The 17,892-nt window shown below is 31.5% G+C and carries 13 protein-coding genes; 5 read left to right on the top strand and 8 right to left on the bottom strand.

What is annotated here, in order from left to right; all coding sequences use genetic code 11:
* Positions 1–332 (top strand): helix-turn-helix domain-containing protein (locus HKO22_RS08445; protein ID WP_211660231.1); only part of this gene is annotated, 332 nt, incomplete at its 5' end.
* Positions 333–511: 179 nt separating this feature from the next.
* Here HKO22_RS08445 and guaA read toward each other — a convergent pair.
* Positions 512–2,032, bottom strand: coding sequence for a glutamine-hydrolyzing GMP synthase (gene guaA, locus HKO22_RS08450; RefSeq protein WP_169970032.1), 1,521 nt, complete (start codon positions 2,030–2,032; stop codon positions 512–514).
* A 217-nt stretch (positions 2,033–2,249) separates the two neighbouring features.
* Here guaA and secA point away from each other — a divergent pair, with 217 nt between their 5' ends.
* On the top strand, positions 2,250–4,988 hold the full coding sequence (secA, locus tag HKO22_RS08455; RefSeq protein ID WP_169970040.1) for a preprotein translocase subunit SecA: 2,739 nt from the start codon (positions 2,250–2,252) through the stop codon (positions 4,986–4,988).
* Between the two features lie 110 nt (positions 4,989–5,098).
* Complete coding sequence (locus HKO22_RS08460) at positions 5,099–5,785, top strand: GntR family transcriptional regulator (protein WP_169970042.1); 687 nt, start codon at positions 5,099–5,101, stop codon at positions 5,783–5,785.
* 124 nt (positions 5,786–5,909) lie between these two features.
* Here HKO22_RS08460 and tnpA read toward each other — a convergent pair whose 3' ends face one another.
* Complete coding sequence (gene tnpA / locus HKO22_RS08465; protein WP_169970044.1) at positions 5,910–6,383, bottom strand: IS200/IS605 family transposase; 474 nt, start codon at positions 6,381–6,383, stop codon at positions 5,910–5,912.
* Between the two features lie 259 nt (positions 6,384–6,642).
* On the opposite strand from tnpA, the gene HKO22_RS08470 reads away from it, so the two are divergent.
* Together HKO22_RS08470 and ggt are read left to right on the top strand one after the other, a co-directional pair.
* Entirely contained in the window at positions 6,643–8,028 is a 1,386-nt protein-coding gene (locus tag HKO22_RS08470; protein ID WP_169970046.1) for a sodium:solute symporter family protein, read from the top strand.
* The gene (ggt, locus tag HKO22_RS08475; RefSeq protein ID WP_169970048.1) at positions 8,021–9,736 is read left to right on the top strand and encodes a gamma-glutamyltransferase; all 1,716 of its coding nucleotides are present in this window, start codon (positions 8,021–8,023) and stop codon (positions 9,734–9,736) included. The genes HKO22_RS08470 and ggt overlap by 8 nt, the downstream gene beginning before the upstream one ends.
* A 227-nt stretch (positions 9,737–9,963) precedes the next feature.
* On the opposite strand, the gene HKO22_RS08480 is transcribed toward ggt, so the two are convergent.
* From HKO22_RS08480 to HKO22_RS08505, 6 genes are all read right to left on the bottom strand, one after another.
* Entirely contained in the window at positions 9,964–10,467 is a 504-nt protein-coding gene (locus HKO22_RS08480; protein ID WP_169970050.1) for an ECF transporter S component, read from the bottom strand.
* 197 nt (positions 10,468–10,664) lie between these two features.
* Positions 10,665–12,959, bottom strand: a complete 2,295-nt coding sequence (gene thrB, locus HKO22_RS08485; protein WP_169970052.1) for a homoserine kinase — start codon at positions 12,957–12,959, stop codon at positions 10,665–10,667.
* Positions 12,956–14,137, bottom strand: a complete 1,182-nt coding sequence (locus tag HKO22_RS08490) for a homoserine dehydrogenase (RefSeq protein WP_169970054.1) — start codon at positions 14,135–14,137, stop codon at positions 12,956–12,958. Before HKO22_RS08490 ends, thrB begins: the two co-directional genes overlap by 4 nt.
* Position 14,138: 1 nt before the next feature.
* Entirely contained in the window at positions 14,139–15,116 is a 978-nt protein-coding gene (locus HKO22_RS08495) for an aspartate-semialdehyde dehydrogenase (protein ID WP_169970063.1), read from the bottom strand.
* Positions 15,106–16,428: an aspartate kinase gene (locus HKO22_RS08500; protein WP_169970065.1), complete on the bottom strand. Its 1,323-nt coding sequence runs from the start codon at positions 16,426–16,428 to the stop codon at positions 15,106–15,108. The genes HKO22_RS08495 and HKO22_RS08500 overlap by 11 nt, the downstream gene beginning before the upstream one ends.
* Before the next feature lie 484 nt (positions 16,429–16,912).
* On the bottom strand, positions 16,913–17,869 hold the full coding sequence (locus tag HKO22_RS08505; RefSeq protein ID WP_169970067.1) for a diaminopimelate dehydrogenase: 957 nt from the start codon (positions 17,867–17,869) through the stop codon (positions 16,913–16,915).
* Positions 17,870–17,892: the final 23 nt, after the last annotated feature.

Consider the following 17,892-nt stretch of genomic DNA (forward strand, 5'->3'; position numbering starts at 1 on the left):
ATTACGAGCTTGGAAATAGATCTCCAAGTAGAGAACAATTACAAAAAATATCTGAAGCTCTTGATTGTGATATATCAGCATTAATTAATCATGAACCTAATTCTATTTTTGAAATAATGCATATAATCTTTGATTATGAAAAAGACATGAAGTTTAGACCGTTGGCAGGTGATGGAGAAATTACTGGACTTTTATCAAATGATGTAGACTTCAATAATTTTCTTATAGAATGGAATGAGATGAGAAAAAAGCATTACAACGATGAGATAACAGACGAGAAATTTGAAGATTGGAAGTTATCATATCCTAAAAAATCAAGATTTTTAAAATAAATATGTGTACGCAAAAAGACCGCAGCTTTTAACTACGGTCTTATTTTTTGTCCAAATGTAAACCACTTGGAACTATTATTTAGTTTATTCTTTTTAGCTTCCAGTACCATTTGAGTACCAGTAGCCACTTTTTATTCTCTTTATAGCTTGTAATTAAGCCAATTTAGAAAATTTTGCTACTATTCCCACTCAATAGTTGCTGGTGGTTTTGATGTTATATCGTAAACTATTCTATTTATGTGATCTACTTCGTTTACTATTCTATTTGATACTTTTTCTAGGATTTCCCACGGGATTTTTGTGAAATCTGCTGTCATGAAGTCCGTTGTCGATACTGCACGAAGGGCAAGCGTGTAGTCGTAAGTTCTAAAGTCGCCCATTACGCCAACTGTTCTGATACTTGTTAATACTGCGAAATATTGGTTGATGTCTTCTAGTTTTGCAGCTTCTAATTCGTCTCTAAAAATTTTGTCTGCGTCACGCAAAATGTCTAATTTCTCTTTTGTTATCTCTCCCATTATTCTTATCGCTAGTCCAGGTCCAGGAAAGGGCTGTCTGTTTACTAAATAATCAGGTAGTCCTAGTTCTCGTCCAAGGTTGCGCACTTCGTCTTTAAATAACATTCTAAGTGGTTCTATTATTTCTTTGAAATCAACAAAATCAGGTAGTCCCCCTACATTGTGGTGAGATTTTATTACTGCTGAGTCGCCTAACCCTGATTCTATTACATCGGGGTAGATTGTTCCCTGTGCTAAGTAATCTACTGATTTTATTTTTTGTCCTTCTTCTTCAAAGACTCTTATAAATTCTTCGCCGATTATTTTTCTCTTTCTTTCTGGATCTGTTACCCCTGAAAGTTTTTCTAGGAATCTTTTTTCTGCATCTATTCTTATGAAGTGCATGCCTGAGTCTTTAAAAGCTTCTTCTACTTCGTCACCTTCGTTTTTTCTCATTAGTCCGTGATCTACGAAGATGCAAGTTAATTTTTCACCTACTGCTTTTGATATTAGTGCTGCTGTTACTGATGAGTCGACACCACCTGATAATGCAAGTAGTACTTTTCCATCTCCAACTTTTTCTTTTATTTCTTTTATTGCTTTTTTTGCGTAGTTTTCCATTGTCCAGTCTTTTTTTGCACCACAAATATTTACTACAAAGTTTTCTAACATTTCTTTGCCGTGGATGGTGTGATTTACTTCTGGGTGAAATTGTAATGCGTAAAGATTTTTATCTACATTTGCCATTGCTGCTACTGGGCAGTTTTTACTATGTGCAATTATTTCAAATCCTTCTGGCAATTTTTCTACTCTATCTACATGGCTCATCCAAACCGTTTCTTTTTTATCTAAATTTTTAAATATTTCAGATGTTTCTGTTGTGATTTCTGTTTTTCCAAATTCTCTTTCCTTTGGTGCACTTACTACTTTGCCACCTAATGTGTATGCCATGACTTGCATTCCATAGCAAAGTCCAAGTACTGGAATATTTTTGTCAAAGATTTCTTTTTCAATTTTTGGTGCATTTTCTTCATATACTGAGTTAGGTCCACCAGTAAATATTATCCCTTCTACATTTTTTCTATTTTCTAATTCTTTTAGGGCCTTGTTGTAGGGTACAACTTCACAGTAAATATTTAAGTCTCTTATTCTTCTTGCTATTAACTGATTGTATTGGCCTCCAAAGTCAACTACTAGTATCATATTAACCTCCTCTTTATTAAATACATTTTAATATAAAATTTAAAATTTGTATAGTTAATGAACAGCTAAATTCAATTAAAATTAAGTATTTAAGCTATTTATATTGACATTAAATATTTGTAACAATATAATTTATAGAGATAAGTAAAAATTGTTTTTTGTTGTAAATCATGCCATTTAATGATAAAATAATACGTCAGGTAAAAGGAGTGGTAAAATGGGTTTAATGGAAAAGATTTTTGGTACCTACAGCGATAGGGAACTAAAAAAAATCGAGCCCCTTGTAAATAAAGTTATGAGTCTCGAAGGCGAGATGGAAAAACTTTCAGATACTGAGCTAAAAGAAAAAACTGAAGAATTTAAAAATAGAATTAAAAATGGTGAAACTACCGATGATATACTTCCAGAAGCTTTTGCTGTTGTAAGAGAAGCTGCTTGGAGGGTGCTTGGCATGAAACACTTTAGAGTACAAGTAATAGGTGGTATTATTCTTCACCAAGGTAGAATTGCTGAAATGAAAACAGGTGAAGGTAAGACACTTGTTGCTACACTTCCAGCTTACTTAAATGCTCTTGAAGGCAAAGGCACACATATTGTAACTGTAAATGATTATTTGGCAAGCCGTGATAGAGACTGGATGGGTAAAGTTTATGAATTCTTAGGTCTTACTGTTGGATGTATTATCCACGATATGGATCAAGATGAGAGAAAAGCTGCTTATAATTCAGACATAACTTATGGTACAAATAATGAATTTGGTTTCGACTATCTTAGAGATAATATGGTTATCTATAAAGAAGAAATGGTACAAAGAGGACTTCACTTTTGTATAGTCGACGAAGTTGACTCAATTTTAATTGATGAAGCTAGAACACCTCTTATTATTTCTGGTCAAGGCGACGAATCTGTTGATTTGTATGTTAGAGCTAGAGATTTTGTGAATACTTTATCTCATAGGATTAAGAGCCAAGATGAAATAGATCTTGAAAGATTTAATAGAGAATTTGAAGAAGAAACTGTTGACTATGTTATAAATGAAAAAGACAAAACTGCAACATTAACTGATAAGGGTATTGAAAAGGCTGAAAAATATTTTGGCATCGAAAACTTATCAGACGCATCTAATATGGAATTATCTCACCACATTAACCAAGCTTTAAAAGCTGCAGGTACAATGCATAAAGATATTGACTATGTTATTAAAGATGGCGAAATTATTATAGTTGATGAATTTACTGGTCGTTTAATGTATGGTAGAAGATACTCTGAAGGTCTTCACCAAGCCATCGAAGCAAAAGAAGGACTTGAAGTACGAGCTGAATCAAAAACTCTTGCTACAATTACATTCCAAAACTATTTTAGAATGTACGACAAGCTTTCTGGTATGACTGGTACAGCAATGACAGAAGAAAGCGAATTTAGAGACATCTATAATATCGACGTCGTTGAAATTCCTACAAACAAACCTGTTATAAGAAATGACGAAAATGATCACATCTACATCAATGAAGATGCAAAGTTCAAAGCTGTTACTAGAGAAATAGCAGAAGCACATGAAAAGGGACAACCAGTGCTAGTGGGTACAATTTCCATCGACAAATCGGAAGTGCTTTCAAAATACTTGAAACGTGCAGGCATTAAGCATAATGTATTGAATGCCAAAAAACATGAACAAGAATCTGAAATTGTTGCGCAAGCTGGTCGTTTTGGACAAGTAACCATTGCCACTAACATGGCTGGTCGTGGTACCGACATTGTACTTGGTGGTAATCCAGAATATCTTGCAAAGAAAGAACTTAAAAAACAAGGCATGGAAGAAGAAATGCTTGAATATGCAGATTCATATTTCAAGACAGATGATCCAGAAATTATAAAAGCAAGAGAAGATTATCAAGCTCTTGTTAAAAAATTCAAAGAAGAAACTGATAAAGAAGCAGAAAAAGTTAAAAAAGTTGGCGGACTTAGAATAATTGGTACAGAAAGACATGAGTCAAGACGTATCGATAACCAACTTCGTGGCCGTTCAGGTCGTCAAGGAGACCCTGGTTCTTCAAGATTTTATATATCAGCAGATGATGATTTAATTAGACTATTTGCCGGAGATAGATTTAAAGAAACAATGCTTAAAATCGATTCACCAGAAGATGAACCCGTTGAAGCAAAAATTTTAACAAGGCTTATTGAATCAGCACAAAGAAAAGTAGAAGGAAATAACTTTAGTATCCGTAAAAATGTCTTAAAATACGACGACGTTATGAATAAACAAAGGGAAGTAATCTACAGCGAAAGAAGAAGAGTACTTGAAGGTGAAAACTTAAAAGATGACATCATCGCAATGAGAAATGATGTAATCGACAAGACTATCGACTTTTACAACAAGATTGATGACAATAACAAGAGATACTTAGACTTCGAATCAATTAGAAATTTTGGAATAAATATTTTTGGTTTTGATGAAAATTTCTTAAAGGGACTTGAAAATCCAACAGCAGAATCTTTAAAAGAATACATTGAAGAACTTGCCGATGTAAAATACAAAGAAAAAGAAGAAGACTTTGGTGACGAAAAGTTTAGAGAAATCGAAAGAGTTGCCCTACTTCAAAATGTTGACCAAAAGTGGATGGATCACATCGACGCAATGGATCAATTAAGAAAGGGAATTGGACTTCGTGCAGTTGGACAAACTGACCCAGTTAGAGCTTACGCAGAAGAAGGCTTTGACATGTTTGAAGAAATGAACGAATCAATCAAAGAAGACACAGTTAAAATGCTTTATCATGTAATAAATCCTGAAAGAGTACAAAGAGTTAGAGTTGCAAAAGAAGTTGAAACTGTAAATCCAGATGACGGAAAACAAAAACCTTATGTAAGAAAAGAAAAAAAGATTGGAAGAAATGATCCATGTCCATGTGGAAGCGGAAAAAAGTATAAGAACTGTCACGGAAAATTTGAATAATATAAATTAAGTGACCTAAGTATGCTTGGGTCATTTTAAATATAAACATAATTTTTAATATTTAATTTTAATGACTTTTAATATGAGGTGGTACTATTAATAAATATTTAATGGATTCTGAAAATATAGATAAGCAAACATATAAAGAAAAAGCTTATTTATTAATAAAAGATGCTATTATGTTTAATAAGTTTAGAGTTGAAGGAATATATTCTCAAGATGATATATGTAACGAAATTGAAATTAGTAAAACTCCTGTAAGAGAAGCCTTATTACAACTGCAGAATGAAGGATTTGTAAAGATACTTAGAGGAAAAGGAGTACAAATAGTACCAGTAAACGATGGTAAAGCTAAAGATATCTTGGAGACTAGGTTGTTATTAGAAACGAATAACGCATATTTTGCTGCAACTGTTTTGGATAAATCGGGTATGATTGAGATAAAAAAATGTCTAGATGATCTTGAAAGTTCTTTGCATCTAAAAGACAGTATTTCTTTATATGTTATCGATCATGCTTTTCATAAATCAATTGCAAAGGGAACAAAAAATGAAATTTTTTACAAACAAACTTGTTTGATTCTAGATAATTATTTACGATTTGAGAATAAAAATGTATATAATAATCTAATTGATGGAAAAAAAGTTTTTGAAGAACACAAAACAATAGCAGAAGCTATATTTAATAGAGATTGTAAAAACGCAAATAAAAGTATGAAGTCTCATTTAATAAAATCCTATAATAGAACATTGAAAGATATTTGGGAGAAAAGTATATTGTATAATTTGAAAATTTAATAAATCATAACCACCGGCTAAGCCGGTGGTTTGTTATGCCCCTATAAGGGGCTGTTACCGGCAGCATTTCATGCTTTGAATTTTCTTTCTCGTGCACCTTTTTCACAGCTAGTGCTAAAGCACTTTAGTTTCTGCTTTTGTTCACTTGCTCACCCGTAAACGGGTCTATAAATTCTTTCATACTTATTTGATTTGACATATAATCTTCTTTCAATTGATTCTTTATATATTCTTGTATTTTCTTTGCATTTTTTCCCGCTGTGTCTACATAATATCCTCTACACCAAAAATGTCTATTTCCATACTTATATTTTAAATTCGCATGTCTATCAAATATTATTAAACTGCTTTTTCCTTTTAAATAGCCCATTATTTGTGAAATACTGTATTTTGGTGGGATTTCCAAAAGCATATGAATGTGGTCTGGACAACATTCTGCTTCTATTATATTTATTCCTTTTCTCTCGCATAAATCTCTTAATATTTTTCCTATGTCTTGTTTTAATCTTCCATATATTATTTGTCTTCTATACTTCGGTGCAAATACTATATGATACTTACAATTCCAAGTTGTATGTGATAAACTATTTTTATCCATTTGGATACCTCCCTGATTTTGATTATGCTACTGCCTGTAAATTAATCATTATATCATGGGAGGTTTTTTGCTTGAAGCTAAAGCTATTATTCCTACCACCAGCATAGCTGGTGATTTTTTCATGTTTAAGCGTACAATTTAAAAATTCTCTATTTTTAAAATAGGGAATTTTTTGCGACAAATTGTTGACAAGAATAAAAATACCTCCTATAATTAGTAATATATTGCGCAATATATTACTAATTATAGGAGGTATTTTATGGTAATTTTAACATGGTTAATAACATTTTTTATTGTTGTTGGATTAGGCATTTATTCAGGTAAATCAATAAAATCATCTAATCAGTGGACAGGGGCAGATAAATCAATGGGAGCTATTTCTATTGGTTGTATTTTTGCTGCTTGGCAAATCGGTGGAATGGCAATAGTTGGAGCCGCACAAAATGGATATAACCTTGGAATATCAGGAGCTTGGTATTCAGTTGCAGGTTCTTTTTATTTTATTGCATTAGCTTTTCTGGCAAAAACTATAAGAACCAAGATGCCAGGAGAATCTGTTCCATCTTATTTGCAAAATAGGTTCGACAAAAAAACAGCTAAACTATATTCAATTGCTTGGATTGTATATGGCTTTTTCTATATTCCAATTCAGTTAAAAACTGTATCAAGTATAATATCTATAGTATTACCTAATGTAAGTTTAACAGTGGCAATGTTAATAGGGTTAACTTTGGCTGTACTATACACTAGCTTTTCTGGTATGAAGGGTGCAGAAACTGTTGGTAGAATAGTTTGTATTGGAATTTACATATTATTAATAATTTTTGTATTTCTAAATTTAAAAAAGTTTGATGGTTACAGTGGTTTATTAGCTAAATTACCAAATGAATACAGTAGTATGACCAATATGCCTATACAAAGGATAATAGCTTGGATTTTTGGCGGATGCATCTCTACTGCTGTAATGCAATCTGTATTGCAACCATTATTAGCAGCAAAAGATCCCGAATCAGCTCAAAAAGGTTCTATATTAGGATACTTAATTGCAGCACCTATATGTTTCTTCACAGCGTTATGTGGAATGATGGCAAAAGCATCTGGCACAAACCTTGGAGATGGTTCTACTGCATTTGCGTATTCTATTGATTTATTTAGTTCGCCATTATTTGCAGGAATAATTTTTGCTTTTACTACATTAATAATTTCTGCTACAATGGCAACAATGATGCTTGCCACAGGAACAATTATTACAAATATTTATAAGACTGATATAAACCCGAATGCTACAGATGAAAAGATTTTAAAAACTTCAAAACTAGTAACTTTTATCTTTGCATATTTAACTTTAATTCCAGCATCTTTAATTCCAAGTGAATCTTTGACAAATTTATTTTTGACTTTACAGCATGTTGCGGCCGCACCTGTAAGTTTTTCAATAATAGTCGGATTAATATGGAATAAAGCAACGAAACAAGGTGCATTTTGGAGTATGTTGATGGGAATAATCATTGGTATATCTTGGATGTTACTTGGACTTACAGATAAACTAGAGGCAATATATCCTGTTTTCTTAACAACATATCTAGTTGGGTTTATTGTTTCTAAGATGACATATAAAGAAAAGGGAGAATTATTAGATGAATAAAAAAAGTTATGAATGGCCTAAAAATTGGGATAGACCTTTCTCTAAAGGTAATAAAGGAGCAATTAGTTCAAATAATTATTACGCTACAAAAACAGGACTTGAGATATTAAAAAAAGGTGGAAATGCATTTGATGCAGCAATAGCAATTAGTTTAGTATTATCAGTTGTTGAACCACATCATTCAGGAATTGGAGGAGGTGGATTTAGTCTTATATATTCAAAGAACGAAGATAAATTATATGCTATAGATGCTAGAGGAATAGCTCCACAAAAAGCAACAAAAGATATGTTTATAAAAAATAATGCAGTATATAACGAATGGAAAGATAATAGTGGAAAATCAGTTACTGTACCAAGTTTAATAAAGCTACTTAGTTACATTTATAATAATTTTGCCACTTTAGATATAAAAGAATTGATTAAGCCTGCTTATGAGTATGCTGAATTTGGTTTTAAGACTAGCTTTACGCAATCAATTACAGTTAAAGATGAATCGGTCAAAAGAAAAATTGAGTTATCTAAGGAATTTAGGAGTTTATTTTTAAAAGGCTATAACAATGGCTATGAATTTGGAGAAGTCCAACAGAATAAGAGAATTGCTAAGCTTCTAAAAATACTTTCTGAGAAGGGATTTGATGAATTCTACAAAGGAGATGTTGCTGAAAAAATTGTAGAATCAATAAACGCTAGAGAAGGATGTTTTACAAAAGAAGACTTATCTAATTATAATATAAAATTAAGAGATGTTGTTGAGACTGATTATAAAGGATATTCTATAAAAACTTTTGGATTACCTTCAAGTGGAAGTACTATAGTTGAAATGCTAAATATTTTAAATAATTTTGACTTAAAATCTATGGGTCATAACTCAAGTGAAAGTATTCACATTATTTCTGAAACTATGAAATTAGGTTTTGCAGATAGATCAACGCTTATGGCAGATCCAGATTTTTTTAAGACTGATGTTCAAAAATTAATAAATCCAGAATATGCAAAAAAATTAGCAAAAATAATTACAGATTATTCACAAGATTTTTCAAAAAACTTAGGTAATAATTACATTGAAGATTATCCAGGCAATACATCACATTTTTCTGTAATAGATCAGTATGGGAATTGTGTTTCACAAACACAAACAATAAGAGATTGGTATGGAAGTGGAATAGTTGTAAAGGACTATGGATTCACATTAAATAATAACATGAGTGATTTCTCTGCAGATATTGGTGAAAAGACAAGTCAAGGGCTTGAATATGGAGAGGCTAATGCTATAGAACCATTTAAAACGCCGATTTCAAGTATGTCGCCAGTAATAGTATTTAAAGATAAAAAACCTTACTTAATTATTGGCGCTGCAGGAGGTCCAAGAATCATTACAGGAATACTTCAAGGAATTGTTAATGCTATCGAATATGATATGAATCCTGAACAACTTGTTAGCTTTCCCTTTATAGCTTGTTTAACTAAAGAGCAAGGGCTAGAATTAGAATATGGTATATCTAAAGATACAATTGAAAGATTAAAAGAAAGAGGTCATGTTATTAAGCCTATTGCTGTGAAAAATATGATGAGCTCTATGTTAAATAGCGTTATGTACAAAGACAATATTTTTTACAGTGCATCAACAAAAAGAGTTGACGGTAGTGGCGGATGTTTATGTGAAAATGGATCCATTATTTACGAAGGAATAAGCCATAATCAAACTTAATATTTGAGAATAAAGTTTTAATAATAATACATTTGGTTTATCCCCTCTTTATGGTTAAGCTTTGTGCGTCAGCTCCTCCTGATAGGATGTGAGCTGATTTTTTTACTTCTCAATAGATTTTATAGAGTTCTATAAAATCTAAATTAAGTGGTGATGTTTTAAAATAAAATTATCTATTTTGCAACATCACCTTTTTATTTTAGTATTTATAGCAGTTCCTTTAATCTTTAAATATTTTTAAAAACTCTTTCCATTGGCTTTAAAAGTACAAGCACAATCACTGATGAAACTGCAATTTGAATAATGTTTCCAGGTATTGATGCAAGTGGAGTCACAAAAGATGAAAGAATAAATATTTCTCCTACATAGTAAACTAAAACTTTTACTATAGTAGCAAACACAAAGGAAATTAATAAATTTTTTAATTTTAAGTCTTTGTAATTAAATTCATTTAGTATGTAACCCATGATTAATGCTGATATAACTGTCATTGGAGACCACATTACCCAGCCGCTTGTCAAGTCAAAAAGTCCCATTCCAAGTGCACCTGCTGTCATTCCAATTCTTTTGTCAAAAAATATTGCAGCTAAAAAGAAGGGAACATTGCCGAGGTGAATAAGTCCTCCATTTTGTGCAAAGGGCAACTGAATTTTTACTATCCATGTAAATACATAGACAAGTGCAATAAAAAGTGATGTAATAACTAAATCTTTTACCTTAAAATTTTTCATGATTGCTCCTTTTTGTTAATGTTAATTTTATGATAGCACGATTTTTGTCTTATATAAAGAAAAAATGCAGCCTAACAAAAAATACCAGAGAAAATATAAATTCTCTCTGGTATTTGGCCCAACTTTATGGTTCAGTTTAAAATGAGATCTTTTTTAAAATTTTAAATTTTGATTTGTGTTCCCTTGCAAGATTTTCATCAAATAATAAAGACCCCTTTGTCGTCAATTTCAAGTGGAATTAATTTATATTCGCCACTTAATTTTTTTAACTTTTCTCTAATAAATTCTTCAGATTCTTTGTCATTCTCCTTTAATAAAATCATAATTGTTGAACCAGAACCACTTAGGTAGTGAGCAATTGCTGAACTTTCGCCAATTATTTTTTCAATTTCATTTATTTCGGGAATGAATTTAAATCTATAAGGCTCGTGAATTTTATCTTGAAGGGCAGCTTTCAAGTTATTTTCATCTCCAGAAATCAATGACAAAATTAATAATGATAGATGAGAGATGTTAAATACTACATCTTTTTTGTTGTAGCTTTTTGGTAGTACTTCTCGTGCCCTTTCTGTGCTAAGTTTAAAATCTGGAATTAATGCCAAAAATTTTATTTTATCTGAAACTTTAAATTTTTCAACATATACTTCTTCATCTTCTAATATTGATGCAGTTATTCCGCCAAAAATTGCAGGGGAAACATTGTCGGGATGTTCCTCTATTTTTGTTGCAATTTTTAAGATTTCTTTTTTGTCGAATTTTTTATTCATGACAGAAAATGCTGCCATAATCCCAATAACTACGCAAGTTGCAGAGGAGCCAAGCCCACGTGACATTGGTATATCTGAATTTAGTTTGAAATCAATGGGAACAATTTTCTCTCCGTAGATTTCAAAAGTATGTGCATAAGCTTTATATGTCAAATTATCTTTTACATTTTCATTAAAGCTTTTTAAATCCTTACTCTTTTTAAATTCAGAAGTATTGTATAGTTTTAATGCAAGCCCGAGAGAATCAAAACCTGGTCCTATATTCGCAGATGTTGCTGGAACAGCAATTCTCATGCCGCGATTTGCAAATTTTAATACTTCATCTTCTATTTCATCTTTATTTATTTTATTGTTGTGAATTATTTTTTTTGACTTTAATTTTTTTATTTCTCTTGGAATTTTTACACCTGAAATTTTATAAAGATAGTCAATGTTTTCAAATTCATCTTGTGAAACTTTTTCGCCAAGGGAAGATAAGACTGCTGTTGAAAATTTGTAAGGACTTGCAGTGGAAAGTATTACTGTGTTTTTTAGCCCAAGCTCATCAACTATATGTTTTGCCACAGCTGTGTGAGGATCGATTAAATAATTTTCCTCGTAAAAAGTTTTTGCAATAGCATTTTTTGTTTCTTCTTCATCTGCATAGCCACATAAAAATTCTGGAAATTCATTTTCGAATGTGAAAATGCGAGATGCGGCTAATTCTTTCATTTTTTCCCTTACAACTGAATCTGATGATTTGTGATATAGTAATCTTTCTAGGTTACTTGAAACTAATATATCCATTGATGGTGAGATAGTTTTTTTCAATTTTTTACTTGCATCATAAAGTCCAGACATAAAAAATTCTGTAAGAACATTGTTGGAATTTGATGCAATTATTAGTTTTTCTATGGGAAGTCCCATTTCCCTTGCATAATATCCCGCCAAAATGTCGCCAAAATTACCTGTGGGAACGCAAAAAGAAATTTTGTCGCCACCAGATATTTTTTTTGAATTTACGAGATCTGCATAGGCGTAAAAATAATATACAATTTGTGGCAGAAGTCTTCCAATATTTATTGAGTTGGCAGAGGAAAGATATATGTTTTTTTCTGACAATTTATTTTTTATTTTATTGTCGTTAAAAATTTTTTTAACGGCAGATTGTGCGTCGTCAAAATTTCCATCAATGGAAATTACCTTTGAGTTCAGCGAATCTGTTGAATCCATTTGTTTTTTTTGAATGGCAGAGACTCCCTCCGTTGGATATAATACTAGTATGTCTATATTTTTAGTGTTGTAAAATCCCTCAAGGGCCGCCTTTCCAGTGTCTCCTGAAGTTGCAGTAAGAATTAGAGTTTTTTCCTTTATGCCAAGGGATTCTTTTGCGTAGGTCAAGAGATTTGGCAAAAGACATAGAGCAAAGTCCTTGAAGGCGGAAGTTTTTCCGTGATAAAGTTCTAAATAAAAATCTTTTTTATAGGATACTTTTGCAATTTCACCTTCAAAACTTGCGTAGGATCTTTCTATAATTTCAAGAAGTTTATTACTGTCAAAATCTGTTAAGTATAAAGATAAGATTTTGTGTGCAAGATCAGTATATTTAAGATTTAAATTTTCCATTATGTTAAATTTTGGGAAAGATTCAGGCACAAAAAGTCCGCCGTCATCTGAAATACCCTTTACAATTGCTTCTCTTGCTGAGATTCTTAATTTAGAATTTCTAGTTGATAAAAACTTCATATTTCCTCCTCTATTTCTGCAATAAAGATTTTGTCAAAATCATCAATTACATCTATTAATTTATTGAGGTTTACTTTCTTAGCAATTATGTGATGTTCTTCTCCAATTATTTTTTCTGACGAAATTAGACTTTTAAGTTCCTTAGAGAGTTTTTCACATCTCACATAATAATTTTTTTCTAAATTATTTTCCACTACATAATTATTTGCAGAATCATAGAAAGTTTTAATTTCTCTTTTTGCAAGAATCCTCAAAAGATCACGTATTATCGCATCTGCAGTTTCAAGTTTTCCTGCTCCAGGACCCTTTAATTCATACTTTTTAAAATTTTCACCTAGAATTTCTATTGCATTTGTAGATTCAAAGCTTTTTGCAAAAAAGTCATCTTTTACAAATGTAGGAATTACAGAAATATTTATCTTGCCCTCCTTTAATTTTGATTTTCCAAGAAGTCTTATTGAATAGCCAAGTGCCTTTGCAAAATCAAAATCAGATATTTTTATATTTGCGATTCCAAAAGTAAAAATATCATCTTCATTAATTTTTGAATTATAAACTATTGATGAAAGTATTCTAATTTTTCGCATTGTGTCAAAACCATAGACATCTGCTGTAGGATCGGCTTCTGCATATCCAAGCTCCTGTGCTTCTTTCAAAACCTCATCATAAGTTAAACCCTCAATTTCCATTTTTGATAAAATATAATTTGAAGTTCCATTTAAAATTCCTGAAATTTCAAAGATGTCGTTAATAAAAACTTCTTCCATAATTGGATGAATTGTTGGAATTGCACCAGCAACAGATGCCTCGTAGGAGAAAAAGACATTTTTTTTGATTGAAAGTTCATTTAATTCTTCAAAATATTTTGAAACCACAGCTTTATTTGCAGTTACAATATTTTTTCCAGCACTCATTAACTTTACAATTCTTTCGTAAGTTTCTTCAAGACTTGAAGTTACATCTATAACTGTATCCACATCAGAATTTAAAATTTCGTCAAAATCATCTGTGAAGGTTAGCTTTTTATTTAGTGGATTTCTTTTTTTATTTATATTTTTTATTAAAATTTTATCTATATTTATGTCAAAACCTCTTTTTAAAAGGGAATTTCTTTTTTTGTACAAAATTTCCTCGACACCTGTTCCAACAGTGCCAAAGCCCATTATTGCAATTTTCAAATTAAACCTCCAAGAGTTTCTTTGCTATTTGCACGGCATTTGTCGCCGCACCCTTTCTAATATTGTCTGCACAGGACCATAAATTTATTCCATTTTCCACTGTGAAGTCACGTCTAATTCTCCCAACAAAGACTTCATTTTTGTCGGCAGACATAAGTGGCATTGGATAAACCTCCTTTTCAGGATCATCCTCTAAAATTATACCCGGATATTCTGCTATAATTTTTTTAACATCTTCAATTTCAAAGGATTTTTCCACTTCAACATTTATAGAAATGCTATGGGAGTTTCTAACAGGCACACGCACAGTTGTAGCTGTAACAAGGAGGGAATCATCGTGAAGGATCTTTTTAGTTTCATTTATCATCTTCATCTCTTCCTTTGTGTATCCATTGTCTAAAAATACATCAATTTGTGGAATACAATTATTTTTAATTGGATATTTGTATGCAAGATTAGTTCCCTTTTCAAGATCTGAAATTCCTTTGATTCCAGATCCAGAAACAGATTGATAAGTCGAATAAATAACTCTTTTAATTTTATATTTGTCGTGAATTGGTTTTAGAGGTAAGACTGACTGAATTGTAGAACAATTTGGATTTGCAATAATTCCCTTGTTCTTTTTAATATCCTCAGGGTTGATTTCTGGAACAACTAGTGGAACATCAATATCCATTCTAAAAGCAGAGCTATTGTCAACAACTACTGCGCCAGCCTTTGCAGCTATTGGAGCAAACTTTTCGCTTACAGATCCTCCAGCAGAAAATAGTGCGATTTTTATCTCTCTTCCCTCGAAGGAATCTTCTCTTAATTCTTCAACAGTATAATCCTTTCCACAATAATTTATGATTTTTCCTGCAGATTTTTTTGAGCTAAACAAATACAAATTGTCAATTGGAAAATTTTCCTCGCTCAAAACCTTTAACATCATGCTTCCAACTAAACCAGTTGCCCCAACAACTGCTACATTAACCTTCATTTTTTTCCTCCTTATAAAATTCTGTGTAAATTCCTTCAATGGCTTTTTCAAAATCTTCAGTTTCAACGCCAATAATAATATTAATTTCGCTAGAACCTTGGCTTATCATTTTTATATTGACGCCCTTATTAGCAAGAGCTGTAAAAATCCTTGATGACACGCCTTTTTCATTTATCATGCCACGACCAACTACCGCAATAAGTGAAATATCTCTTTCCCAACTAATATTATCTACATTTAAGTAAATTTTTAGCTCTTCAAGTACCTTATTTATTTTTGGAGTAATGTAAGAATCTGAGACAATGACAGAAACAGAATCAATGCTTGAAGGCATATGTTCAATGGATATGTCGTTGCTTTCAAAAACAGTAGTGAGCTTTCTAAAGAAATCTTTTTCAGTATTCATATTAACTTTTTCAAGGTTTATAACAGTAAAACCCTTTTTCCCAGAAATACCCGTTACAATATTCTTGTTTTTATAATCGCATTTAGAAACGATAAGTGTTCCCTTTTCGTGAGGAGCATTAGTATTTTTAATATTTATAGGGATGTTTTTGTCTCTAAGGGGAAAGATTGCCTCTTCGTGTAGAACTTTTGCACCCATGTAGGAAAGTTCACGAAGTTCTTTATAGGTAATAGTTCCAATAGGACAAGAGTCCTTTACTATTTTGGGGTCTGCAACTAAAAATCCACTTACATCAGTAAAGTTTTCATACATTTCAGCATCTAAGGCAGAAGCAATAACTGAACCAGTAACATCAGATCCACCTCTAGAAAAAGTATGAACCTTGCCAAATTCATCTAAACCATAAAAACCTGGCACAACAGCTCTATCGTGTTTTGTCAAAATGTTTTTTATGTTTTCACAAGATTTGACAAGGTCTAGAACACCTTCGTTAAATACAATTAAATCCTTCGCATCCACAAAATCATAGCCAATGTAATTAGCAAGGACTTGGGCGCTAATAAACTCTCCACGACTAATTACAAAATCGTAACTAGCACCCCTTGCAATTTCCCTTTTAACATCATCTAAAATTTTATCAATATCAATATCTAAAACAAGATCATCGACAATATTTTTAAAAACATTTTCAATGATCTTGTAAACTTCGTTAAAATTCAAATCATGTACACTTAACTCGTGACACATTGCGAGTAGGTCAGTAACTTTGTGATTATTTTTTACACCCTTACCTGGTGCAGACACAACAACATAATTTCTCTCAAGGTCATCTTCTATTATCGCCTTAACTTTTCTCAGTTGAATAGCATCAGCTAGTGAGCTTCCACCGAATTTTACAACTTTCATCTTTTTCTCCTTTTTAATTAGTATAATAATTAGGTAAAATTAAATTAAATTTCTTGTTTAGTACAAAAAACAGGAAAAATTAAAAGTAATTTTTTTCGATTATACAATTATTTAGTAAAGTTGTCAATTAATATAGCATTAATTAGGTCTGTGATTTATGAATAATACCTATAAATAGAGAAAATTGAAAACTTGTTAAAGTAAATTCTGAAAATGATAGCTAAATTTTTTTGAAAACTAGAGCCTGCTATGTCCAAAAAACATATAATTTTTATTTATAATTTAGAATTATTTGTGTACTTATTGATTCCTAATAAAAAGAACCCCAAAATTTGACATAAAGTTCTCTTTTCTTGGCATATTAAAGTCCTCCTAATTATCATCTTATCAGGAGGACTTTTCATACACAAACTATTTCACAGTCTCTTTTTCTTTCACACCATTTTTAGATAATCACCTGCAAAAAATACATTATGCCTATTTATTATAGATAATTTTTAATTAATTCTTCGTGAGATAGCACATTGTAATATGCTGGCGGAGTGTCTAGCACTGTGTGAGCTCCATAGTTTTTATTTTCTACATATTTTAAAACTGCTCTTGATGCTGCTATCATTACTGATGCTGTAAAGTCTGGGTTGGAATCCAGTTCTAATGTAAATTTATACATTTCACGATTGTTTTCTAGCGTTTCTCCAACTCTTATTACATGGCCTCCATGGGGCATATTTGTGTGCTCTCTTTCAAACTCTTCTTCTGAAATAAATTTTACTTCTGTTTCATAAGGCTTGAAGTAATCTTCCATATTTACTATTTCGTTTCTTATTCTATCTTCATCCTTTTTTTCGCATACTACATAGCAAAGTCTATTGTGTGTTTCAAAACTTTTGTAGTCCTTTGAGTTTTCTTTAATGTTTTCTATTATTTCTTCTTTTGGAATTGTATATTGAACTGCTCTCTTAACACCTTTAATCCTTCTAACTGCATCGCTATGCCCTTGGCTTACTCCTCTTCCCCAAAAAGTATTTGTATGACCCTTTGTCAAAATTGACTCTGCTATTAGGCGATTCAAAGAAAATAAACCTGGATCCCAACCAGTTGATACAAAGGCTACCTTATCATTTTTCCTTGCAATATCATCCATTTTTTCAAAATATTGCGGAATATGTGCATGGTTATCATAAGCATCTACTGTGTTGAAATTTTTTATAATTTCTGGTGCCATCTCTGGTATGTCTGTTGCTGAACCTAGACTTAAAAATAGCACATCTATTTTATCTTTGTACTCCAGTAAATTTTTTATGCTTTCCATTTTATCATCATTAAAGGAATTGTTGTCCCTTCTTGTGAATATCTTCACTAAATTTAGATTTTCGTCTCTTTCTATAAGACCTCTAAGCGACCTTCCTAAATTTCCATATCCTACTATTCCAATTTTCATCTTTTTCCTCTTTCTTGTTTTAT

The organism is Peptoniphilus faecalis (assembly GCF_012976305.1).
In the GTDB taxonomy this organism is placed as follows: Bacteria; Bacillota; Clostridia; order Tissierellales; family Peptoniphilaceae; genus Peptoniphilus_A; species Peptoniphilus_A faecalis.

Bases quoted from the DNA above. Each gene is read 5' to 3' on its own strand.
- ggt (WP_169970048.1), top strand. From the start codon at position 8,021: ATGAATAAAAAAAGTTATGAATGGCCTAAAAATTGGGATAGACCTTTC.
- thrB (WP_169970052.1), bottom strand. From the start codon at position 12,959: ATGAAGTTTTTATCAACTAGAAATTCTAAATTAAGAATCTCAGCAAGA.
- tnpA (WP_169970044.1), bottom strand. From the start codon at position 6,383: ATGGATAAAAATAGTTTATCACATACAACTTGGAATTGTAAGTATCAT.
- HKO22_RS08460 (WP_169970042.1), top strand. From the start codon at position 5,099: ATGGATTCTGAAAATATAGATAAGCAAACATATAAAGAAAAAGCTTAT.
- secA (WP_169970040.1), top strand. From the start codon at position 2,250: ATGGGTTTAATGGAAAAGATTTTTGGTACCTACAGCGATAGGGAACTA.
- HKO22_RS08505 (WP_169970067.1), bottom strand. From the start codon at position 17,869: ATGAAAATTGGAATAGTAGGATATGGAAATTTAGGAAGGTCGCTTAGA.
- guaA (WP_169970032.1), bottom strand. From the start codon at position 2,032: ATGATACTAGTAGTTGACTTTGGAGGCCAATACAATCAGTTAATAGCA.
- HKO22_RS08470 (WP_169970046.1), top strand. From the start codon at position 6,643: ATGGTAATTTTAACATGGTTAATAACATTTTTTATTGTTGTTGGATTA.
- HKO22_RS08495 (WP_169970063.1), bottom strand. From the start codon at position 15,116: ATGAAGGTTAATGTAGCAGTTGTTGGGGCAACTGGTTTAGTTGGAAGC.
- HKO22_RS08480 (WP_169970050.1), bottom strand. From the start codon at position 10,467: ATGAAAAATTTTAAGGTAAAAGATTTAGTTATTACATCACTTTTTATT.
- HKO22_RS08500 (WP_169970065.1), bottom strand. From the start codon at position 16,428: ATGAAAGTTGTAAAATTCGGTGGAAGCTCACTAGCTGATGCTATTCAA.